At 68.4% G+C, this 19769-nt stretch carries 23 protein-coding genes; 14 read left to right on the top strand and 9 right to left on the bottom strand.

Annotated features, from left to right (window positions below):
• Window positions 1–13: 13 nt before the first annotated feature.
• Entirely contained in the window at window positions 14–835 is an 822-nt protein-coding gene (locus EK403_RS08405) for a VOC family protein (RefSeq protein ID WP_128777050.1), read from the top strand.
• Window positions 836–875: 40 nt separating this feature from the next.
• Window positions 876–1724: a 3-deoxy-8-phosphooctulonate synthase gene (kdsA, locus tag EK403_RS08400; RefSeq protein ID WP_128777049.1), complete on the top strand. Its 849-nt coding sequence runs from the start codon at window positions 876–878 to the stop codon at window positions 1722–1724.
• 51 nt (window positions 1725–1775) lie between these two features.
• On the opposite strand, the gene EK403_RS08395 is transcribed toward kdsA, so the two are convergent.
• On the bottom strand, window positions 1776–2801 hold the full coding sequence (locus tag EK403_RS08395) for a hypothetical protein (protein ID WP_128777048.1): 1026 nt from the start codon (window positions 2799–2801) through the stop codon (window positions 1776–1778).
• Window positions 2802–2991: 190 nt separating this feature from the next.
• Entirely contained in the window at window positions 2992–3438 is a 447-nt protein-coding gene (queF, locus tag EK403_RS08390) for a preQ(1) synthase (RefSeq protein WP_128777047.1), read from the bottom strand.
• 121 nt (window positions 3439–3559) lie between these two features.
• On the opposite strand from queF, the gene eno reads away from it, so the two are divergent.
• Window positions 3560–4843 carry a phosphopyruvate hydratase gene (eno, locus tag EK403_RS08385; RefSeq protein WP_128777046.1) on the top strand — a complete coding sequence of 428 codons (1284 nt, stop codon included), beginning with the start codon at window positions 3560–3562 and terminating at the stop codon, window positions 4841–4843.
• Between the two features lie 14 nt (window positions 4844–4857).
• Here the strand turns inward: eno and EK403_RS08380 are convergent, their stop codons facing one another.
• Entirely contained in the window at window positions 4858–5547 is a 690-nt protein-coding gene (locus EK403_RS08380; RefSeq protein WP_128777045.1) for a hypothetical protein, read from the bottom strand.
• Between the two features lie 194 nt (window positions 5548–5741).
• On the opposite strand from EK403_RS08380, the gene recO reads away from it, so the two are divergent.
• From recO to EK403_RS08365, 3 genes are all read left to right on the top strand, one after another.
• Window positions 5742–6473 carry a DNA repair protein RecO gene (recO, locus tag EK403_RS08375; protein ID WP_128777044.1) on the top strand — a complete coding sequence of 244 codons (732 nt, stop codon included), beginning with the start codon at window positions 5742–5744 and terminating at the stop codon, window positions 6471–6473.
• Between the two features lie 126 nt (window positions 6474–6599).
• Window positions 6600–6869, top strand: a complete 270-nt coding sequence (locus EK403_RS08370) for a hypothetical protein (RefSeq protein WP_128777043.1) — start codon at window positions 6600–6602, stop codon at window positions 6867–6869.
• A gap of 36 nt (window positions 6870–6905) precedes the next feature.
• Window positions 6906–7169, top strand: coding sequence for a hypothetical protein (locus EK403_RS08365; RefSeq protein WP_128777042.1), 264 nt, complete (start codon window positions 6906–6908; stop codon window positions 7167–7169).
• A 33-nt stretch (window positions 7170–7202) separates the two neighbouring features.
• Here EK403_RS08365 and EK403_RS08360 read toward each other — a convergent pair whose 3' ends face one another.
• Complete coding sequence (locus EK403_RS08360) at window positions 7203–8216, bottom strand: LLM class flavin-dependent oxidoreductase (protein WP_128777041.1); 1014 nt, start codon at window positions 8214–8216, stop codon at window positions 7203–7205.
• 160 nt (window positions 8217–8376) lie between these two features.
• Between EK403_RS08360 and parC the strand changes: the two genes are divergently transcribed.
• Entirely contained in the window at window positions 8377–10617 is a 2241-nt protein-coding gene (gene parC / locus EK403_RS08355) for a DNA topoisomerase IV subunit A (RefSeq protein ID WP_128777040.1), read from the top strand.
• Between the two features lie 219 nt (window positions 10618–10836).
• On the opposite strand, the gene EK403_RS08350 is transcribed toward parC, so the two are convergent.
• Together EK403_RS08350 and EK403_RS08345 are read right to left on the bottom strand one after the other, a co-directional pair.
• A complete protein-coding gene (locus EK403_RS08350) occupies window positions 10837–11589 on the bottom strand; it encodes an arginyltransferase (protein ID WP_128777039.1) in 753 nt (250 codons plus the stop codon).
• A gap of 82 nt (window positions 11590–11671) precedes the next feature.
• Window positions 11672–12175, bottom strand: coding sequence for an RDD family protein (locus tag EK403_RS08345; protein WP_128777038.1), 504 nt, complete (start codon window positions 12173–12175; stop codon window positions 11672–11674).
• Between the two features lie 169 nt (window positions 12176–12344).
• Here EK403_RS08345 and EK403_RS08340 point away from each other — a divergent pair, with 169 nt between their 5' ends.
• On the top strand, window positions 12345–12860 hold the full coding sequence (locus EK403_RS08340) for a TlpA family protein disulfide reductase (protein ID WP_164919539.1): 516 nt from the start codon (window positions 12345–12347) through the stop codon (window positions 12858–12860).
• Window positions 12861–12879: 19 nt separating this feature from the next.
• Window positions 12880–13968 carry a transglutaminase-like domain-containing protein gene (locus EK403_RS08335; RefSeq protein ID WP_128777036.1) on the top strand — a complete coding sequence of 363 codons (1089 nt, stop codon included), beginning with the start codon at window positions 12880–12882 and terminating at the stop codon, window positions 13966–13968.
• Window positions 13969–13987: 19 nt separating this feature from the next.
• On the opposite strand, the gene EK403_RS08330 is transcribed toward EK403_RS08335, so the two are convergent.
• Entirely contained in the window at window positions 13988–14500 is a 513-nt protein-coding gene (locus EK403_RS08330) for a DinB family protein (protein WP_245479587.1), read from the bottom strand.
• 171 nt (window positions 14501–14671) lie between these two features.
• On the opposite strand from EK403_RS08330, the gene ndk reads away from it, so the two are divergent.
• The 4 genes from ndk (at window position 14672) to EK403_RS08310 (ending at window position 17306) form a co-directional block, all read left to right on the top strand.
• Window positions 14672–15094 (top strand): nucleoside-diphosphate kinase, encoded by a 423-nt coding sequence (ndk, locus tag EK403_RS08325; RefSeq protein ID WP_128777034.1) that lies wholly within the window; start codon window positions 14672–14674, stop codon window positions 15092–15094.
• A 225-nt stretch (window positions 15095–15319) separates the two neighbouring features.
• Window positions 15320–16021, top strand: coding sequence for a TerC family protein (locus EK403_RS08320; protein ID WP_128777033.1), 702 nt, complete (start codon window positions 15320–15322; stop codon window positions 16019–16021).
• A 72-nt stretch (window positions 16022–16093) separates the two neighbouring features.
• Complete coding sequence (locus tag EK403_RS08315; RefSeq protein WP_128777032.1) at window positions 16094–16861, top strand: TerC family protein; 768 nt, start codon at window positions 16094–16096, stop codon at window positions 16859–16861.
• A 166-nt stretch (window positions 16862–17027) separates the two neighbouring features.
• Window positions 17028–17306, top strand: a complete 279-nt coding sequence (locus EK403_RS08310; RefSeq protein WP_128777031.1) for a hypothetical protein — start codon at window positions 17028–17030, stop codon at window positions 17304–17306.
• Between the two features lie 23 nt (window positions 17307–17329).
• On the opposite strand, the gene purN is transcribed toward EK403_RS08310, so the two are convergent.
• Entirely contained in the window at window positions 17330–17977 is a 648-nt protein-coding gene (purN, locus tag EK403_RS08305; protein ID WP_128777030.1) for a phosphoribosylglycinamide formyltransferase, read from the bottom strand.
• A complete protein-coding gene (gene purM, locus EK403_RS08300) occupies window positions 17974–19056 on the bottom strand; it encodes a phosphoribosylformylglycinamidine cyclo-ligase (RefSeq protein WP_128777029.1) in 1083 nt (360 codons plus the stop codon). The genes purN and purM overlap by 4 nt, the downstream gene beginning before the upstream one ends.
• Before the next feature lie 152 nt (window positions 19057–19208).
• Between purM and EK403_RS08295 the strand changes: the two genes are divergently transcribed.
• Entirely contained in the window at window positions 19209–19736 is a 528-nt protein-coding gene (locus EK403_RS08295; RefSeq protein ID WP_128777028.1) for a CDP-alcohol phosphatidyltransferase family protein, read from the top strand.
• Window positions 19737–19769: the final 33 nt, after the last annotated feature.

Below are 19769 nucleotides of genomic sequence, written 5' to 3'. Positions count from 1 at the left end.
GCCCCCTACTGACATGACCACGCCCCGCCGCATCGACCACCTGATCCACCTCGTCCGCGACCTCGACGCCGCGGGCGCGGCTTACGAGCATCTCGGTTTCCAGGTCGGCGACGAGAACCGCCACCCCTTCGGCACCAGGAACCGCATCGTCCAGTTCCCCGGAGTCTTCATCGAGCTCCTCGCCGTCGGCGACCACGCGCCGATCCCGGAGCATGGACCGAAGAGCTTCTCCTTCGCCGCCTTCCATCGCGACCGCCTCGCGCGGGCGGGCGAGGGCGGCTCCGCGCTCGTGCTGGCGAGCCGCGACGCCAAGGCGGACGCCACGGCCTACGCCCGCGCAGGCATCGGCGAGTTCGATCCCTTCTTCTTCGAACGCCACGGCCGCCGGCCGGACGGATCGGAGGTCCATGTCGCCTTCGAACTCGCCTTCGCCGAGGACGCGGCCTCGCCCGACACGGCGTTCTTCGCCTGCGAGCACAAGCATCCGGAGAACTTCTGGAGCGCGGCCGCGGAGCGCCATCCGAACGGCGCGACCGGCGTGCTCGGCCCCGTGCTGACTGCCGAGAACCCGTCCGACCACGCGGCCTTCCTCTCGACCTTCACGGGCGTCCGCGACTTCCGCGCGACCTCCCTCGGACTCTCGATCCCGCTCGCGGGCGGCGCGATCGACGTGCTGACGCCCGACGCTTTCGCGCGGCGCGCGGGCGTCTCGGCGCCGGGGGGCGGGGGGCTCAGGCTTTCGGCGATCCGGATCGCGGCTCCCGAGAGCCGCGTCGTTTCGGCCCAAGACCTCTTCGGCCTGACGCTTCTGCTGGAAGCCGCCGCCCCGGGCTGATAGGCAGGCGCAAGAAGCGAACCCGACAGAGCCCGTCGCGATGAACGCACCCTTGCAGAACCGCCCGAACCCGGTCGTCGAGATCGGCTCCGTCCGTTTCGGCAACGATCTGCCGCTCGCGCTGATCGCAGGCCCCTGCCAGATGGAGAGCCGCGACCACGCGCTCGAGGTCGCGTCGGCGCTCAAGGAGCTCTGCTCGGGCCTCGGGATCGGCCTCGTGTTCAAGACCTCGTTCGACAAGGCGAACCGCACCAGCGCGAACGCGCAGCGAGGCATGGGGCTGAAGGCGGCGCTGCCGGTCTTCGCCGAGATCCGCGATAGCCTCGGGCTTCCGACGCTGACCGACGTCCATGACGCAGCCCAGTGCGCGCCGGTCGCCGAAGCCGTGGACGTGCTGCAGATCCCGGCCTTCCTGTGCCGTCAGACGGATCTGCTGCTCGCGGCCGCCGCTACAGGCCGTGCGGTCAACGTCAAGAAGGGCCAGTTCCTCGCGCCCTGGGACATGAAGAACGTGGTGGCGAAGCTCACCAGCGCCGGAAACCCCAACGTGCTGCTGACCGAGCGCGGCGCCTCGTTCGGCTACAACACGCTCGTCTCCGACATGCGCGCGCTGCCCGAGATGGCGAAGACCGGCGCGCCGGTGATTTTCGACGCCACCCATTCGGTCCAGCAGCCGGGCGGGCAGGGGACGTCGTCGGGCGGCCAGCGCGAGTTCGTCGCCGTGCTGGCGCGCGCCGCGGTCGCGGTCGGCGTCGCGGGCGTGTTCATCGAGGCCCATCCGGACCCCGACCACGCGCCCTCCGACGGGCCGAACATGGTGGCGCTGAAGGACATGCCGGCGCTGCTTGAGCGCCTGATGGCGTTCGACAGGCTGGCGAAGGCCGGCTGAAGCGTCGCGTCCCAGCCTTGTGCCGGGACCCGTTCTCCTCTGCGGCGCTCGTCACATCGGCGCGACCAGCTGCCCGCCCGCCCGATCGTAGCGGATCAGGGCCGCGGGCGAGACGTGGACGCCGCCGACCCAGTGGTCCGCGCGGTTGACGACGCGGTGGTCGAGGCGCCCGGAAAGCACGTCGCGGCCGGTCTTGGTCAGGCGCAGGCGGGCGCGGGCGAACTCCGCATAGCCCCGGTCCGGCGCGCGGCCGAGGCCGCAGCACTCCTTCGAGGGCGCCGGCAGCCCGTCGATCAACGGCCGCTCCGCGAAGGCGAGGCCGTCGAGCCGCCGGAAGAAGCTGGCGTCGCCGAGAAACTGGGCCTGGTCCTCCTCCGTCACGCGGCGGAACAGCTCGCCCGTGGTGATCTCCTCGCGGGCGAGATGGGCGAGCGCACGTTCCTCCGTCAGCGTCAGGCCCCGCACCGGGTCCGGCAACTCGGCCAGCAGGCGTTTCAGCGCGGGCGCCAGATGCGGCAGCGCGCTGGTGTCGGCCGCCGCGAACCTCGCGAGCGCGTGCGGCGTGGCGCTGGTGAACGCGGCCCAGACGTCGCTCGCCAGGCGCTGCTGCTCGTCGGTGACCGGCGCGGCGCTGTCCGCAAGGCGGCGCATGGCGTCGGGCGGCTGATGACCGAGATAGTCGTCGGCCTGCACGAGATAGAGGCCTTCGAGCCGCTGCTCGCTCCTGAAGAAATCGAGGATCTGAAGAAGTTGCAGCTGGTCGTAGAGATCGTGCTCGAGCCAGATCTCGACCCGCGGAAAGCTCGCGTGCCGGCGGATCGTGGCGTCGCGGCTGCGGAACTCGGTCGCGACCTCCTCGGCCCCAAGGCCGAGATCGGCGGCGATGAAGGTGGCGCGGATCGCCGACAGGCTTTCGAGCTCGGCCATAGCCGGCACCGGCCCGTCATGCAGCACGTCCCGCCACGGCGTGATCAGCCCCGCGACGCCCGCCTCCTCGAGCCGCGCCACCGCGCTGTCGCCATTGGTGATGACGAGGACATCGTCGGGTCGTTGGTCCGGCGTGCTCTTGGTGCTCATGGCGGCGGCCTTGCTCGGTCATGCGTCGATTCGAGGCCGACGAAGGTGAGCGGGGCGTGGGGCGTTTCCGGGGCGGACCGCGCTCACGAGTCCTTGGCTTACGGGCTCTCGGCGCGAGGACTCGCGACCGCCCCGCGCATGACTCCCGCATGACGGCCGCCGCCCCATTTGGGCCATGTCGAAAGCCGGCTCAGCCCCTACCCCGGTAGGGCGCGACGCCTTGGTCCGGCGCCCAGACGCCCTTGGGCAATTCGCCCTGCTGGAAGAACACGTCGATCGGGATGCCCCCGCGCGGATACCAGTAGCCCCCGATCCTGAGCCATTTCGGCGCGAGCGCCGCGATCAGCCGCTTGGCGATCGCGACCGTGCAGTCCTCGTGGAACGCGCCATGGTTCCGGAAGGCGCCGAGATAGAGCTTCAGCGACTTCGACTCGACCAGCCATTCGGCCGGGACGTAGTCGATCACCAGATGCGCGAAGTCCGGCTGGCCGGTCACCGGGCAGAGCGAGGTGAACTCCGGCGCGGTGAAGCGGGCGACATAGTCGACGTCCGGATGCGGGTTCGGCACGCGGTCGAGTTCGGCCTCGTCCGGCGAGGCGGGAAGCGAGACGGGCTTGCCGAGCTGAAGGTCGCTCATGAGGTCTCCTGAAAACCTTGGGCGATTTAGCGCAGCCGCGGCGAAAGCGCGATCTTTCGCGTGGGCGCGCCTTCCGCTAGAGGTGCGGCGCCTCCCCGAAGCGATCCTCCGGAGCCAGCCCATGACCGCCATCGTCGACATCGTCGCCCGCGAGATCCTCGACAGCCGCGGCAATCCGACGGTCGAGGTCGAAATCGTGCTGGAGGACGGCTCGGAGGGCCGCGCCGCCGTCCCGTCGGGCGCCTCGACGGGCGCCCATGAGGCGGTCGAGCTGCGCGACGGCGACAAGTCCCGCTATGGCGGCAAGGGCGTCACCAAGGCGGTCGACGCCGTCAATGGCGAGATCTTCGACGCGATCGGCGGCTTCGACGCCGAGGAACAGGTGAAGATCGACGAGACCATGATCGCGCTCGACGGCACGCCCAACAAGGCGCGGCTCGGCGCCAACGCCATCCTCGGCGTCTCGCTCGCGGTGGCGAAGGCCGCCGCCCAGTCCTCGATGCTGCCGCTCTACCGCTATGTCGGCGGCGCCTCGGCCCGTGTGCTCCCCGTTCCGATGATGAACATCGTCAATGGCGGCGCGCATGCCGACAACCCGATCGACTTCCAGGAATTCATGATCATGCCGGTCGGCGCGGAGAGCTTCTCCGAGGCGCTGAGGACCGGCGCTGAAATTTTTCAGGTCCTCAAGAAGCAGCTGAAGGACGCCGGCCACAACACCAATGTCGGCGACGAGGGCGGCTTCGCGCCGAACCTCAAATCCGCCGAGGACGCGCTCGGCTTCGTCATGAAGGCGATCGAGAAGGCCGGCTACAAGCCCGGCAAGGACGTCTATCTCGCGCTCGACTGCGCCGCGACCGAGTTCTTCAAGGACGGCAAGTACGTCTATGAGGGCGAGGGCGAGACCCGCGACCCCGAGAAGCAGGCCAAATACCTCGCCAAGCTCGTGAAGAACTATCCGATCGCCTCGATCGAGGACGGCATGGCCGAGGACGACTGGGAGGGCTGGAAGGCCGTCACCGAGCTCGTCGGCGACAAGTGCCAGCTGGTCGGCGACGACCTGTTCGTCACCAATGTCGAGCGGCTCTCGAAGGGCATCAAGAAGGGCGTCGCCAACTCGATCCTGGTGAAGGTCAACCAGATCGGCTCGCTGACCGAGACGCTGGCGGCCGTCGACATGGCGCATCGCGCCGGCTACACGGCGGTGATGTCCCACCGCTCCGGCGAAACCGAGGACGCGACCATCGCGGATCTCGCGGTTGCGACCAATTGCGGGCAGATCAAGACCGGCTCGCTCGCCCGCTCCGACCGGATCGCGAAGTACAACCAGCTGCTCAGGATCGAGCAGGCGCTCGGGCCGCAGGCGGTCTATGCGGGACGCGGGGCGCTGAAGGCGCTGGGGTGAGCGACTAAAAAAGCTTACTCATAAAGACGTCCATTGAGAAGATACCGGCGACCATAAAGATAAGGGAGTGGATCACGCTCTCTAATCTCAAGGATACTTAATAAATCCGATGGATAAATAAGCGTGCACGGAAAGCGCGCGCTGCCGTTCGCGGTGACGGCATTAACGAACTTTTTGTCTATTAGGACGAAATAATCCATTTTATTTCGTATTGCACTCCAAAAATGGAATGCGTCAGAATATTGTATCTTCGACAGCCCCGAGCATATATTTTTTAAATCGCTAATTTGATTTATGCTTTCAATTTCAAATTCGGTAAGTCGATTTTTGATATACTCATTTCTTAATAAGCGCGAGGCACCGCCGTTAATTAAAAATCCTACGTAATTGTTTAGGCCACTACTGTCACGCAGCTGTTCATAACCCAAAGAGAAAATCTTGCTCCTTTCTATTGCCGAAGGCATATCTATTATGTTTGTAGATCTAAATACATCTCCAAATAAACTTGGAGGAAAACTTCCAGGTCGTCGCATTGCCTCATGTGTAAGTTCGCTATAGCTAAATGGTTTTATGATTTCGTCCTTTGCGAGCCGGGCAATCGTTGGCAATGCTTCAATCTGAGATTTCAGCCATTGCTCATTCTGTCGTTTCTCCGGTTTCGCTTCTATTAAAAGAAGTCGGTTGCTGAAACCAGAAATAGGCACGCTGATTGTACGTGCAAAAAGTCCATAACTTATAACCGAGTTATCTATTAGACATCGCATGTCTACGTATTCTAGCCAATAACGGAGCGTTGCGCGTAAATGTAAGTTCGGTTCCAATTCCCTGCAACAGCGCTTGCGTGGATTCCGACCGTCTGCGCTTGTGTGATCCTTTTTCTCGGCGCCATCTTCTCCCCATGCAATGGACCGATGACGGCCTGATCCTCGGCGTCCGCCGGCATGGCGAGACCTCGGTGGTGCTGGAGCTCTTCACACGCGCGCATGGCCGGCATCTCGGCCTGGTGCGGGGAGGGCGGTCGCAGAGGCTGCGGCCGACGCTTCAGCCCGGCAACACGGTGCGGGCCGTCTGGCGGGCGCGGCTCGACGACCATCTCGGGGCCTATGCGGTCGAGCCGCTGGCCTCGCGCGCCGGACGGCTGATGGAGCGCGCCGACGCGCTGCACGGCGTCGCGCACCTCGCGGGCCTTCTCCGCCTGATGGCGGAGCGCGACCCGCATGAGGCGCTCTACGAGACCGCGGAGATCGTCGCCGAGCATCTCGACGACGCCGCCAGCGCCCCGGCCCTGCTGGTGCGGCTCGAGCTCGCGGTGCTCTCCGAGCTCGGCTTCGGGCTCGATCTCGGCTCCTGCGCGGCGACGGGCGCGACCGAGGACCTCGTCTATGTCTCCCCGAAGTCCGGGCGGGCGGTCAGCCGGGAGGCCGGGGCTCCCTATGCCGAGAAGCTGTTCGCGCTGCCGCCCTTCCTGATCGCGCATGGGCCGAACGCCGCCCCGACGGAAGACGACGTGCTGGCGGGCTTCGCGCTGACCGGCTTCTTCCTCGCCTCGCGGGTCTGGGAGCCGCGCGGCCTGAAGCCTCCGGACGTCCGCGCCGCCTACCTGAAGGGCCTCCTCGCGCTGGCCGGGTGAGGGGCCCGCGAGCGGCCGCCGCAAACCCTTCCGAGGGAACGATCCGGCGCGCCGAGGCCTTGTTCTGGCGAGAGGCGCATGGCGGCGCCCGTCGCCGCCGGACAAAATGCGAAGAGGATTCAACCGATGAGAGCCCTGATGCTGGCCGCCGGCGCGCTGGCGTTCGCCGCGGCGGCGCACGCCCAGAGCGCCGTCACGACCCAGGAATCCGGCGTCCGGTCCGCGCCCATCGCCGGCGCGACCCCGCAGGCCCGCGAAAATCCGTCGCCCGGCACCACGATGCTGGAGCAGCGCGAGCGCACCACCGTGACGGAGCCCCGCACGACGGTGATCGAGGAGCGGGGAAGCTCGGGGGTCGCGGTCGAGTCGCGGACGAAGGTCCGAACGTCGGACTGACCTTTCGGGCTTCGGACAAAGACAGGAGATCCTGTGATGAAGAACGTTCTGTTTGCGGCCGCCGCGGCGGCCGTCATCGCGACGCCTGCCCTCGCCGACACCGTCGTGGTGCGGCCGGGCTCGAGCGAGCGGACGGTCGTGGAGCCGTCGACCACCGGAACGGTGGTCGAGGAGCGCGGCGCGGTGGTCGAAGAGCGCAGCCCCTACGCGCCGCGCTACGAACTCAACACCCAGGCGCGCGAGCGTACGCCGGGCGTCGGCGACGGCACGAGCAGCTCGCGCAACGCCAACCAGAACTGACGGGTCAAGGGGCCGCGCCCGCTTGGGCGCGGCTCACCCGCAGGCCGCGACCGGAGCGCTGACCTCCGGCCGCGCCGCCTCGGCCAGGATCTCGTAGGAGTCGAGCCTCGCCTGCCGGTCCCAGATCGCGGACGCGACGATCAGCTCGTCGGCCGCCGTCCGATCGAGGATGTGGTCGAGGCCGCGCCGAACGGTCGCTGGCGAACCCACGACTGAGCAGGCGAGCATCGCTGAGGCCTGCAGCATTTCGCGCGGCGTCCAGAAGGTCTCGATGTCGTCGATCGGCACGGGAAGCTTTCCGCGCTGTCCGCGGAACATCATCGCGAATTTCTGCTGGGCCGAGGTGAAGAGCCGACGCGCCGCCGCGTCCGTCTCGGCCGCGAAGACGTTGACCCCGACGGCGACATGCGGCCGCGACAGCTGCTCCGACGGCTGGAACCGCTCGCGGTAGACCGCGATCGCCTGGTCGAGCGCGTCCGGCGCGAAATGCGACGCGAAGGCGTAAGGCAGGCCGAGCGCCGCCGCGAGCTGCGCGCCGAACAGGCTCGAACCGAGGATCCACAACGGCACGTTGGTGTCTGTCCCCGGCACCGCCTGGACCGTGCGGCCCTCGTCGAGCGGGCCGAGCAGGGTCTGCAGCTCCAGCACGTCCTGCGGGAACGTGTCGGCCGCCATGGCGTCTCGGCGGAGCGCCCTGAGCGTCTGCTGGTCGGTCCCGGGCGCCCGGCCGAGGCCGAGATCGATGCGGCCGGGATAGAGCGTCTCCAGCGTGCCGAACTGCTCGGCGATCACGATCGGCGCGTGGTTCGGCAGCATGATCCCGCCGGCGCCGACGCGGATCGTCTTCGTCCCGCCCGCCACATACCCGACCGCGACCGCGGTCGCCGCGCTCGCGATCCCCTCCATGTTGTGGTGCTCGGCGAGCCAGAAACGACGATAGCCGAGCGCCTCGACATGGCGCGCGAGTTCGAGCGAGCGGTGGAGCGCCTCGGCTGCGTCGCCGCCTTCAGGGATGAAGGCGAGGTCGAGGACGGAAAGATCGGCCATCGGGGGCCTCCGGATAGTTCGATGTCGATCGTAAGGTCAGGGCGCCGCCCGCGTTCTGCAAGGGCGCCCGGCCGTAGACGAGCCTCCCGCGGAGCGCAGGGCTGTGGGCGCATCCCAAGCGTTTCTTGAACCGAATCGGCTCCCGGCCTAACCAGACGGCATGAGCGAACTCGTCCCCCCGCCCGAGGACGGCGTCCTCCCCGTCGACCTGCGCTCGGCGCTCGAGGAGCGCTATCTCGCCTACGCGCTGTCGACCATTACCCAGCGCGCGCTGCCGGACGTCCGCGACGGGCTGAAGCCCGTGCATCGCCGCGTGCTCTGGGCGATGCGGGAGCTGAAGCTCGACCCCGGCGCGGCCTTCAAGAAATGCGCCCGCGTCGTCGGCGACGTCATCGGCAAGTACCATCCGCATGGCGACCAGTCGGTCTATGACGCGCTGGTGCGGCTCGCGCAGGACTTCGCGCAGCGCTGGCCGCTGGTCGAGGGGCAGGGCAATTTCGGCAATGTCGACGGCGATAACGCCGCGGCCATGCGTTACACCGAGGCGCGCCTCACCGAGGTCGCCCGCCTGCTGCTCGACGGGCTCGAAGAGGACGCGGTCGACTTCCGCCCGACCTATGACGGCTCGGAAGAAGAGCCGATCGTGCTGCCCGGCGCCTTCCCGAACCTGCTCGCCAACGGCAGCCAGGGCATCGCGGTCGGCATGGCGACCGCGATCCCGCCGCACAATGTCGCGGAGCTCGTCGACGCCGCCCGCGTGCTGCTCGCGAACCCGCAGGCCGAGACCGACGAGCTGCTCGCCCATGTGAAGGGGCCGGACTTCCCGACCGGCGGCGTGATCGTGGATTCTGCTTCGGTCATCGCCGAGAGCTATCGCACGGGCCGGGGCGCGTTCCGCACCCGGGCGCGCTGGCAGGTCGAGGATCTCGGCCGCGGCACATGGGTCGCGGTCGTCACCGAGATTCCCTGGCTCGTGCCGAAGAGCCGACTGGTCGAGCGCCTCGCCGAGCTGATCAACGAGCGCAAGCTGCCGCTGGTCGTGGACGTGCGCGACGAGTCGACCGACGAGATCCGGCTGGTGATCGAGCCGCGCGCCCGGCAGGTCGACCCGGTCGTCATGATGGAGTCGGTGTTCAAGCTCACCGAGCTCGAGACCCGCATCCCGCTCAACATGAACGTGCTGGCGCGCGGCGCGACCCCGATCGTCATGGGGCTGAAGGACGCGCTGCGGCATTGGCTGGATCACCGCCGCGAGGTCATCCAGCGCCGCGCGCAGCACCGGCTCGCCGCGATCGTCCGGCGGCTCGAGATCCTCGACGGCCTGCTGATCGCCTTCCTCAATGTCGACGAGGTGATCCGCATCGTCCGGCAGGCCGACGATCCGAAGGCCGAGCTGATGGCGGCGTTCTCGCTGACCGAGCTGCAGGCCGACTCGATCCTCAACATGCGGCTGCGCTCGCTCGCCAAGCTCGAGGAGATCGAGATCCGCCGCGAGCACGAGAAGCTGACCAGGGAGGGCGAGGACCTCCGCGGGCTGCTGGCCTCCGAGGCGAAGCAGTGGAAGCGCGTCGGCAAGGAGCTCGACGGGCTGGCCAAGTCCTTCGGGCCGGACACGCCGCTCGGCAAGCGCCGCACGACCTTCGAGGCGCCGCCCGCGACGGCCGCGGCGGACGTCGCCGACGCCTTCGTGGAGCGCGAGCCGATCACCGTCGTGGTGTCGGAGAAGGGCTGGATCAGGGCGCTGAAGGGCCATGTCGCGGACGTGTCCGGCCTCGCCTTCAAGGCCGACGACCGGCTGAAATTCGCCTTCCCGACAGAGACGACCGCGAAGCTCATCGTGGTGACGTCGAACGGCAAGGCCTTCACGCTCGACGCCGCGAAGCTGCCGGGCGGCCGCGGCATGGGCGAGCCGATCCGGCTGATGGTCGATTTCGACGACGGCGCGGACATCGTCGGCGCCTTCCCGCACAAGGCGGGCGCGAGGCGCCTCGTGGTGACGACTGCGGCGCGCGGCTTTGTGGTTGGCGAGGACCAGCTTCTGTCTTCGACCCGCAAGGGACGGCAGGTCGTCAATCTCGACGACGCGCAAGTGCTGCTGTTCGCCGAGGCCGCCGGCGACACGGTCGCGATCGTCGGACAGAACCGAAAACTGCTGCTGTTCCCGATCTCGCAGGTCGCCGAGATGGCGCGCGGTTCGGGCGTCCGTCTGCAGCGCTACAAGGAAGGCGGCGTCTCGGACGTCAAGGTCTTCGCGCTGGCGGAGGGATTGAGCTTCACCACCAATGGCGGCGTCGCGCGGCGCGTGTTGGGCGAGGAGCTGCGCGACTGGTTGGGGAATAGGGCCGAGGCGGGACGGCTGCCGCCGCACGGGTTCCCGAAGTCGAACAGGTTCGGGGGATGAAGCGCGTCATCCCGGCCGAAGCGAAGCGAGAGCCGGGATCGTCTTCAGAACTGAGGGCCGTCATGGTCCCGGCTTGACCGGACCATCCATCTCAGTCGTCGCGCTCCGCGCCGACCATGGGTCCTCCGGGTCAAGCCGGAGGACAACGGCGGTTCTGAAGCTTCATTCTGATAACGATCCCGGCTCTCGCTTCGCTCGGCCGGGATGACAGCCAGACGGCTACTCCCCCTCGCGCAATGTCCACCCGGTCGGCGCCAAATATTCCTGCGGTCTGAACCTGCGCTTGTAGTCCATCTTTGGCGAGCCATCGACCCAGTAGCCGAGATAGAGGTAGGGGAGGCCGAGCTCCCGCGCCCGCTCGACATGGTCGAGGATCACATGGGTGCCGAGGCCGCGCTCGCTCTCTTCCGGATCATAGAAGCTGTAGACGAGCGAGAGCCCGTCGGAGAGCCGGTCGACGAGCGCGACCGCGAGCAGGGGGCCGTCCCCGCGGCGGTTGATCGCCGTGTCCGGTCCGCGGCGGCGGTATTCCACGAGCTCGGTGCGGACATGGCTGTCCTCGACCATCGTCGCGTAGTCCAGCACCGTCATGTCGACCATGCCGCCCTCTGCGTGGCGGGCGTCGAGATAGGCGCGGAACAGCGAATATTGCTCCGAGGTCGGGGTCGCGCCGATCGCCTCGCGGACCAGATCGGCGTTCACCGCGCGGTTGCGGCGGAACGCCTTGGTCCAGGCGAACTCGCCGACCCTGACCCGGATCGATACGCACGCCCGGCAGCTCTCGCAGGCCGGCCGATAGGCGATGGTCTGGCTGCGGCGGAAGCCGCCATGGGTCAGAAGGTCGTTGAGGGTCGCGGCGTCCTCGCCGACCAGGTGGGTGAACACCTTCCGCTCGAACTGTCCCTTGAGATAGGGGCAGGGCGACGGCGCGGTCAGGTAGAACTGCGGCGTGTCTCGTGAGTGCGCGGTCAAGGCGTCGTCCGGCGGAGCGCCCCGGTCCCGTCGCGGCGCCTGAACGTCAGGATAGCACCGGCCGGTCGCGCGGCAAGCGAGCTTAGCGCCGGCCCTCGAGCGTTCCCCGGTCGACGAACAACGTGCCGAGCACAAGGTCGTGCAACAGCTGCTTGCGGCGCGTGAACAGGCCGACCAGCAGGATGAAGGGGGTGAGGAACGTCACCGACATGTAGAGGAACACCACATGGGCGGCGGCGATCACGAAGCCGGGCTTCGCCCCGTGCCAGATCCGGCAGGTCAGCCCGGTGAGCCGCATGCCCCAGGTCGCGGCCCTGTCGCCGCCGAGCGTCGCGCCGGTGTAGAGAATCGCGATCGCCTGGAACAGGAACGGATAGACCAGCCAGCCGAGGCCGAGCGTCAGCAACCCGAGCACGCCGACGATCGGGATCGCGATCGCGGTCAGGGTGACGGCGACGCAGAAATCCACGCAGAAGGCGAGCACGCGGCGGCCGAGCACGCCGTCATAGAGCCGCGGCTCGACCAGCGGGTCGATGAACTCGCGGGGCGGCTGGGCCGCGGGATAGAGAGGGGCGGAGGTCGTCATCGTTGCGTCGGCTCCTGGCCAAGTCGATCGCGGGTCGTCTGATGCGGCCGCCATCAAGAGTTGGTGCGTGGCGCGCGTCCCCGCAAGTCGGCGGCTTGACCGGCGTCCCGGCGCGGGACATCGTTCGAGGCAGTGTCTGTTTGCGAGGATCTGCCGCGTGACGGCGATCATGGCCAGCTTGCCCTTTCGCGCCGTCCTTTCGGCCGTGGCCGCGCTCGCAGCTGCGCCTGCCTCCGCGCTGGAAGCCGCGACCCTCGCGCCGTTCGCCGGCGCGCCGTCCGCCACGATCGAGGCGAGCGACCTGGAGGGACGCGCGTTCCCGATCGGGTCCGACCCGGACCGTCCGGTGATCCTGCATTTCTTCGCGAGCTGGTGCGAGCCCTGCCGGGAGGAGTTCCCGGGGCTGATGGCGTTCATGAAGGGCCAGGGCGACGCCGTCCGGCTGATCGGCGTCGACGTCGGCGAGCCGGCGTCGCGCGCCCGCGCCTTCGTCCGGACGCTCGGATTCGCGGCGCCTGTCGCGCTCGATGAAGACAAGAACATCGCGGCCGCCTTCCTGCGACGCGGCCTGCCCGCGACCGTCGTTCTGGCGCCCGGCGGCGGAGCGGCGCTCGCCGCGGCGGGACCCCTGGACTGGACTTCGCCCGCGGTGGGCGATGCGATCAATCGCTTGAAGAAACAGTGAGAAGACTAGGGAGAAAAAGATGTTTCATCGACGCACGATACTGAAGGGCGCCGGCGCGGCCGTCGCCGTCGCCGCGATGGGCCGCGCGGGAAGCGCGCAGGCCGAAACCGGCTTCGCGCCGAAGCCCGGCGCGTGGCGCAGCTTCGAGATCCGCACGAAGATCGAGCTCGCCGCCGCCAAGGGCGAGGCGCGCGCCTGGGTGCCGGTCCCGAGCTTTTCGGCCGACGACTGGACGAAGCCCGGCGACACCCGCTTCGAGGGCAACGCCGCGACGGCCGAGCTGGTGGCGCTGCCCGCCGGCATGGTGATGGCCGAGTGGAAGGGCTCGGATGCGCCGAAGCTCGAGGTGGTGAGCCGGGTCTCGACCCGCGACCGCGCCGTCCCGCTCGAGGGCGGGTCCGCGACCCTATCGGCCGACGAGCGCGCCAAATACCTCGCGCCGAGCAAGCTCATCCCGACCGACGGCATCGTGAAGGTCCGCGCCGACGAGATCGTCAAGTCGGCGACCGACGACCGCGCCAAGGCGAAGGCGATCTACGAATGGGTGGTGGAGAACACCTTCCGCGACGCCAAGGTGCGCGGCTGCGGCCTCGGCGACATCGCCACGATGCTCGAGAGCGGCAATCTCGGCGGCAAATGCGCCGACATCAACGCGCTCTATGTCGGGCTCGCCCGCGCCGCGGGGCTTCCCGCCCGCGACGTCTACGGCATCCGGGTCGCGCCCTCGCAGTTCGGCTACAAGAGCCTCGGGGCGAACAGCGAGACCATCACCAAGGCCCAGCACTGCCGCGCCGAGGTCTGGCTCGACGGGATCGGCTGGCTGCCGGTCGACCCTGCGGACGTCCGCAAGGTCGCGCTCGAGGAGCCCCCGACCAAGCTCGCGATGGACGACCCCAAGGTCACGGCCGCCCGCAAGGCGCTGTTCGGCTCGTGGGAGACCAACTGGCTCGCCTATAACGACGCCCACGACGTGAAGCTGCCGGGCTCGCAGGCGGCCCCGCTCGGCTTCTTCATGTATCCGCAGGCCGAGACGGTGGCGGGGCTGCTCGACTGCCTCGACCCCGACAACTTCCGCTACTCGATCACCGCACGCGAAGTGACCGCGTGATCCGGACCGGCCGCGGCGCTCATCGCGCCGCGACCGCCTCCTTCTGAAAGACGAGCAGGTCGAGGACCGGTCCGGCCTTCCGTCCGCCAAACCGCGTGACCAGCGCATGCGCCTGGCCGCGGTGATGGGTCTGGTGGTTGAAGAAATGCGCGAGCGCCTCGACGAGGGGCTGCCCGATGTCGTCCGGCGCAGTGATCCGCCGGTAGCGCAGGACGCCTGCCAGATCGTCGTCCGACAGCGACGCGACCCAGTCCGAAATCCGCCTGTCCTCGGCGATGCGCGCCGCGGAGAGCGTGTGGAGGTCGTCATGGAGGATCGCGTCGAGCCGTGCAGGGGCGTCGCCTCCGCCGGTGAAGCGTCTCATCCAGATCCGGTCGGCGACCAGGAGATGGTTCAGCGTCGCGAGGAGCGAGCCGAAGAAAGCGCCGGCGTCCTCGTGGAGACGCTCCGGCGGCAGCGCGCGAGCCGCGGCGTAGAGGCGGGCGTTGGCCCAGGCGTTGTAGCCCGCGAACGTCGTCCATCGGCCTGGCACAGGCGCCTCCTCCTCGCTGACGGCCAGCCGATCGCCCGGGACGCGACGGCGTCGCGAGGGGCGACCTTTCCCGGTCCTCGGGGCCGCGCTATAAGCCGCCCGCTTTCCGCAATTCCAGAGCGTGCCGGCGTCGATCGAGCGCCCGCGCAAAACCACAGGATCCGCCATCCCATGGCCATCGAGCGCACCTTCTCCATCATCAAGCCGGACGCGACCCGCCGCAACATTACGGGCAAGGTGCTGTCCTATCTCGAGGCCGCCGGTCTCCGGGTGATCGCGCAGAAGCGCATCCACATGACCAAGGAGCAGGCCGAGGGGTTCTACGCCGTCCACAAGGAACGGCCGTTCTTCTCCGACCTCGTGACCTTCATGACCTCCGGCCCGGTCGTGGTGCAGGTGCTGGAAGGCGAGGACGCGATCGCCAAGAACCGCGAGGTGATGGGCGCGACCAACCCGGCCAACGCCGCCGCCGGCACGATCCGCAAGGATTTCGCCGAATCGATCGAGGCGAATTCGGTGCATGGTTCGGACGCTCCGGAGACCGCCAAGCAAGAGATCGCCTATTTCTTCAAAGAGGAAGAGATCGTCGGCTGATCACCCTGGGCGTCGCCGCTCAAATTGCTTTGTGACATCCGGTATACATGATACCAAGCGCCGGCCGTGGCGACATGGCTGGCGGGCGGTGCCGATGCGGCGCCTCCGCTCCGTCTCATGCGCGCGGTTGAACCGAGGGCCGCGCGCTCCAGAAAATTGACGACGCGCGCTTCCCGACGGGAGCCAAGCGTCGCTCCTCGGAGGGGGAAGCGGGAGGCGCGAGCCATGGGCTTTGGGTCGGCCGAGTGGCTTGCGCTCGGTGAAATCATCTGGATCAACGCGCTGCTGTCCGGCGACAACGCGGTCGTCATCGCGATGGCCTGCCGGTCGCTGCCGGCGCGCCAGCGCACGGTCGGCATGGTGGCGGGGGCGGGCGTCGCCATCGGGCTGCGCGTGCTCTTCACGCTGATCATCGTGCGCCTTCTGGGCGTGCCATACTTGAAGATTCTGGGCGCTCTCGCGCTGCTCTACATCGCCGTCGACCTCGTGGGCCCTCAGGGCGCCGAGGACGAGCACGGCGTGAAGAGCCATGAGAGCCTCTGGCGGGCCATCATGACCATCGCGATCGCCGACGTGGTGATGAGCCTCGACAATGTGATCGCGATCGCGGGCGTCGCGGGCGACCACTTCGGGTTGCTCATTCTCGGACTTGTGATCTCGGTTCCGATGATCGTCGCGGGCAGCGCCGTGATTCTCGCCATAATGGACAGGTTCCCGCTCATCATCTGGGCCGGCGCGGCGCTGCTCGGCTATGTGGCCGGCGAGATGCTGGTGTCCGATCGGGCGCTCGAGGACCGCTTCGGCGGCGAGTACGTCCACAGCTGGGAGACCACAGCCGCGATCACGCTTGCGGTCGCCGTGGTGCTCATCGGCTGGCTGATGCGACGAATGCGGGTCCGGGACAAGGTGGAGCATCCGGCGGGCTGAGTTCGTCCGTCAGAGACATCGCCCTAGATCGTTGACGCGCCGCGACGACGCGCCGGCGCTTCGGAGGACGGCATGGAATTCAGCTTCGCTTTCGATCAGCCGGCCTTCTGGGTTTCGCTGATGCAGATCATCTGGATCGATCTGCTGCTGTCGGGCGACAACGCCGTCGTCATCGCGCTGGCCTGCCGCAAGCTGCCGCAGGACCAGCGCAAGGTGGGCATCCTGCTCGGCGCCGGCGCCGCGGTCGGCCTGCGCATCATCTTCGCCTTCTTCATCACCTTCCTGCTCGGCGTGCCGTTCCTGAAGATCGCCGGCGGCCTCCTGCTGTTCTGGATCGCGGTCAAGCTCGCCACCGACGAGCAAGAAGAGCACGAGGACGTCGCGGCCAGCGAGAACCTCTGGGGCGCGGTCCGCACCATCGCGATCGCCGACGCGGTGATGAGCCTCGACAATGTCGTGGCCATCGCGGCCGCCGCGAAGGGCCATCCGGAGCTCTTCATCTTCGGCCTGCTGCTGACCATTCCCCTGATCATCGCCGGCTCCACGCTGCTGTCGGCGATTCTGCAGAAATATCCGTTCCTGATCTGGCTCGGCGCTGCGCTGCTCGGCTGGATCGCCGGCGAGATGATCGTGGACGACGTGCTCGTCATCGGCTGGTTGCAGAGCTTCGACCCGGCCTATGTGATGGCCGATCCGGAGACCCAGGGTCAGTTCACGGCTGTCGGCTGGCTGCATTACGCGGCGGCGGCGCTGGGCGCGGCGATCGTGATCGCGATCGCCTTCGTCCTGAAGCGTCGGAAACACGCGACCGTCGAGGGCACGATCCGCGACGCGTCGTGAGGACGTCGCGACAGGGTCGGGAGGGCGCGGCGAACGCCGCGCCCTTTTTCGTTGCGCGGTCGTGATAGGCTGGGAGCCGGCGCTTCGCCCGACGGAGGGCGTCTTCGAGGGGCACCTTCGCGTCGAAGATCGCGCCTTACGCTGCGTCGGCTACGGGGGATTTGTCATGGTTGTTCGGAACGGCGTTCTTCTGCTCGCGCTGGTCGCGTCGCTTGCCGCTCTTCCCGCCGTGGCGCGGGACAGACTCGACCCGGCGGGCGTCGACGCCGGCGATAATCCCGGCGAACTCGACAAGGGCCTAGGCGTCACCGTCCCGCTCGGCGCGAACCCCGACCGGGATAAGCCGCGCGAGTGGGGGCCGGTCAATTGCGGCGAGACCGTCACCACGACGCTCGACGCCTCCGGCAACATGATCGAGCACGTCACGCCGAAGCCTTGCAACTGACGGAGGCATGACGTCCGGCCGCGTCAGGGCCAGATCAGCGCCGCCGGCGGCTCGCCGTCCCGACCATCGGTCCGCACCCGGCCGCCGGCAAGCCGCGCCTCGCCGCGCGCCCACATCGCGAGGGCGCGCGGGTAGAGCCTGTGCTCCAGCGCGAGAACGCGGGCGGCGAGCGTCGGCTCGTCGTCGCCGTCGAGCACCGGCGCCGCCGCCTGGGCGACGATCGGCCCCGCATCCATCTCGGCGGTGACGAGATGCACCGTGCAGCCATGGAGCTTGACGCCCGCCTCGAGCGCGCGGGCGTGCGTGTCGAGCCCCTTGAAGCTCGGCAGCAAAGCAGGGTGGATGTTCAGCATCCGGCCCTCCCAACGTTCGATGAAGCCTGCCGTCAACAGCCGCATGAAGCCCGCGAAGCAGACGACGTCGGGTGCGAGCCGCACGAGTTCGGCGTGGAGGGCGTCGTCGAACGCCTCGCGGGACGGAAAGGCCTTGTGGTCGACGACCGTAGTCGCGACGCCCGCACGCTCCGCGATGGCGAGCGCGCCCGCAGAAGGCCGGTTCGAAATGACGCCGATGATCTCGGCCGGAAAGCTGGGCTCCGCGGCGGCGTCGATCAGCGCCGCCATGTTGGAGCCGCGGCCCGAGACCAGGATCGCGACGCGGCTCCGGCTCATGCGAAGGCGAGCCGCCCGGAGAAGCGCACCGGGTCGTCGGCGGCGGAGATCGGCGTGATCTCGCCGATGCGCGTCACCGTCTCGCCTTCGCCGCTCAGCATTTCGGCGACGCGGTCGGCGTCAGCTGCGCCTGCGACCGCCACCATCCCGACCCCGCAGTTGAAGGCGCGCAGCATCTCCGCCTCCTCGACGCCGCCGGCCTGCGCCAGCCAGCCGAAGACCGGGGGCGGCGTGATGGCCGACAGGTCGATCGCGGCGCCGAGCCCGTCCGGCAAGACGCGCGGCAGGTTGTCGGGCAGACCACCGCCGGTGATGTGGGCGAGCGCCTTGACGTCGCGGCCGGCCTTCAGCGCCGCGAGCAGCGGGCGGACATAAATTCTGGTCGGCTGCAGCAGCGCGCGGCCGAGCGTCTGGTCGGCGGAGAAGGGGCAGGGGCCGTCGAGCCTAAGTCCCGAGCGAGCCACGATCCGCCGCACGAGCGAGAAGCCGTTCGAGTGGACGCCCGAAGATGCGAGCGCCAGCAGCACGTCCCCGGCCTTCACGTCGCGGCGCGGCAACAGGCGGCCGCGCTCGGCGGCGCCGACCGCGAAGCCCGCAAGGTCATAGTCGCCGTCCGGATACATGCCCGGCATCTCGGCGGTCTCGCCGCCGACCAGCGCGCAACCGGCCTCCATGCAGCCCGTGGCGATGCCCTTCACCACCTCATAGGCGGTGTCGCCGGCGAGCTTGCCGCAGGCGAAATAGTCAAGGAACAGCAGGGGCTCGGCGCCCTGCACGACGACGTCGTTGACGGACATCGCCACGAGGTCGACGCCGACCGTGTCGTGGATGCCGGTCTCGATCGCGATCTTGAGCTTGGTGCCGACGCCGTCATTGGCGGCGACGAGGATCGGGTCGGCGTAGCCCGCGGCCTTGAGGTCGAACAGGCCCCCGAAGCCGCCGATCTCGGCGTCGGCGCCGGGTCTGCGGGTCGCGCGCACCAGCGCCTTCAGGCGCTCGACAAGCGCGTTGCCGGCGTCGATGTCGACGCCCGCATCGGCATAGGTCAGGCCGGCTGCAGTCACATCGTCTCCGGCCATGTCCGCCTCGTGTGGAAAGCTCGCGCCCCCTTAGACCGGCGCGGAAACGCGCGCAACCGGCGCGAAATCCCCCGGAGGTCGCGCTTTCCAGGGCGCCGGCCGGTGATTATCTCATAGCCGGCGACGCAAGGCGGCGCCTCCGGAGGACCAGCGTGAACCTGCCGAACCTGTTGACCATCGGCCGGATCTTCGCCGTTCCCCTCGTCGTCTGGCTGATCGCCAGCGGGGAGCATCTCGCGGCCTTCTGGCTGTTCTCGCTCGCGGCCGTGACCGATGGGCTGGACGGCGCGCTCGCCCGCGCCTTCGACCAGCGCACCGAACTCGGCGCCTATCTCGACCCGATCGCCGACAAGGCGCTTCTGGTCTCGATCTATGTGACGCTCGCGATCTACGAGGAGATCCCACGCGCGCTGGCGATCGCTGTCGTGTCCCGCGACCTCGTCATTATCGGCGCGGTGATCCTGACCTGGCTGATCGACAGGCCGGTTCCGATCGAGCCGCTGAAGATCAGCAAACTCAACACCTTGGCGCAGATCCTGTTCGCGGGCGCGGTGCTGGCCTCGAGCGGCTTCGCGCTCGATCTTCATACTGTCGAAGAGATCGGAGCCTATCTGGTCGGCGCCTTGACGCTCGCGTCGGCGGGCGCCTATCTCGCAGCCTTCATCCGGCACATGGCCTGAAGGCGAATGCGCGGGATACCGAGGGAGCCCGGG

It is taken from the genome of Hansschlegelia zhihuaiae, assembly GCF_004103825.1.
GTDB lineage: Bacteria > Pseudomonadota > Alphaproteobacteria > Rhizobiales > Methylopilaceae > Methylopila > Methylopila zhihuaiae.
Note: the sequence above shows the minus strand (reverse complement) of the source record. Positions and strands in the feature narration are given on the sequence as shown.

Excerpts from the sequence above, each read along its gene's own strand:
- EK403_RS08405 (WP_128777050.1), top strand. The coding sequence starts at position 14 with ATGACCACGCCCCGCCGCATCGACCACCTGATCCACCTCGTCCGCGAC.
- kdsA (WP_128777049.1), top strand. The coding sequence starts at position 876 with ATGAACGCACCCTTGCAGAACCGCCCGAACCCGGTCGTCGAGATCGGC.
- EK403_RS08395 (WP_128777048.1), bottom strand. The coding sequence starts at position 2,801 with ATGAGCACCAAGAGCACGCCGGACCAACGACCCGACGATGTCCTCGTC.
- queF (WP_128777047.1), bottom strand. The coding sequence starts at position 3,438 with ATGAGCGACCTTCAGCTCGGCAAGCCCGTCTCGCTTCCCGCCTCGCCG.
- eno (WP_128777046.1), top strand. The coding sequence starts at position 3,560 with ATGACCGCCATCGTCGACATCGTCGCCCGCGAGATCCTCGACAGCCGC.
- recO (WP_128777044.1), top strand. The coding sequence starts at position 5,742 with ATGCAATGGACCGATGACGGCCTGATCCTCGGCGTCCGCCGGCATGGC.
- EK403_RS08370 (WP_128777043.1), top strand. The coding sequence starts at position 6,600 with ATGAGAGCCCTGATGCTGGCCGCCGGCGCGCTGGCGTTCGCCGCGGCG.
- EK403_RS08365 (WP_128777042.1), top strand. The coding sequence starts at position 6,906 with ATGAAGAACGTTCTGTTTGCGGCCGCCGCGGCGGCCGTCATCGCGACG.
- EK403_RS08360 (WP_128777041.1), bottom strand. The coding sequence starts at position 8,216 with ATGGCCGATCTTTCCGTCCTCGACCTCGCCTTCATCCCTGAAGGCGGC.
- parC (WP_128777040.1), top strand. The coding sequence starts at position 8,377 with ATGAGCGAACTCGTCCCCCCGCCCGAGGACGGCGTCCTCCCCGTCGAC.
- EK403_RS08345 (WP_128777038.1), bottom strand. The coding sequence starts at position 12,175 with ATGACGACCTCCGCCCCTCTCTATCCCGCGGCCCAGCCGCCCCGCGAG.
- EK403_RS08340 (WP_164919539.1), top strand. The coding sequence starts at position 12,345 with ATGGCCAGCTTGCCCTTTCGCGCCGTCCTTTCGGCCGTGGCCGCGCTC.
- EK403_RS08335 (WP_128777036.1), top strand. The coding sequence starts at position 12,880 with ATGTTTCATCGACGCACGATACTGAAGGGCGCCGGCGCGGCCGTCGCC.
- ndk (WP_128777034.1), top strand. The coding sequence starts at position 14,672 with ATGGCCATCGAGCGCACCTTCTCCATCATCAAGCCGGACGCGACCCGC.
- EK403_RS08320 (WP_128777033.1), top strand. The coding sequence starts at position 15,320 with ATGGGCTTTGGGTCGGCCGAGTGGCTTGCGCTCGGTGAAATCATCTGG.
- EK403_RS08315 (WP_128777032.1), top strand. The coding sequence starts at position 16,094 with ATGGAATTCAGCTTCGCTTTCGATCAGCCGGCCTTCTGGGTTTCGCTG.
- EK403_RS08310 (WP_128777031.1), top strand. The coding sequence starts at position 17,028 with ATGGTTGTTCGGAACGGCGTTCTTCTGCTCGCGCTGGTCGCGTCGCTT.
- purN (WP_128777030.1), bottom strand. The coding sequence starts at position 17,977 with ATGAGCCGGAGCCGCGTCGCGATCCTGGTCTCGGGCCGCGGCTCCAAC.
- purM (WP_128777029.1), bottom strand. The coding sequence starts at position 19,056 with ATGGCCGGAGACGATGTGACTGCAGCCGGCCTGACCTATGCCGATGCG.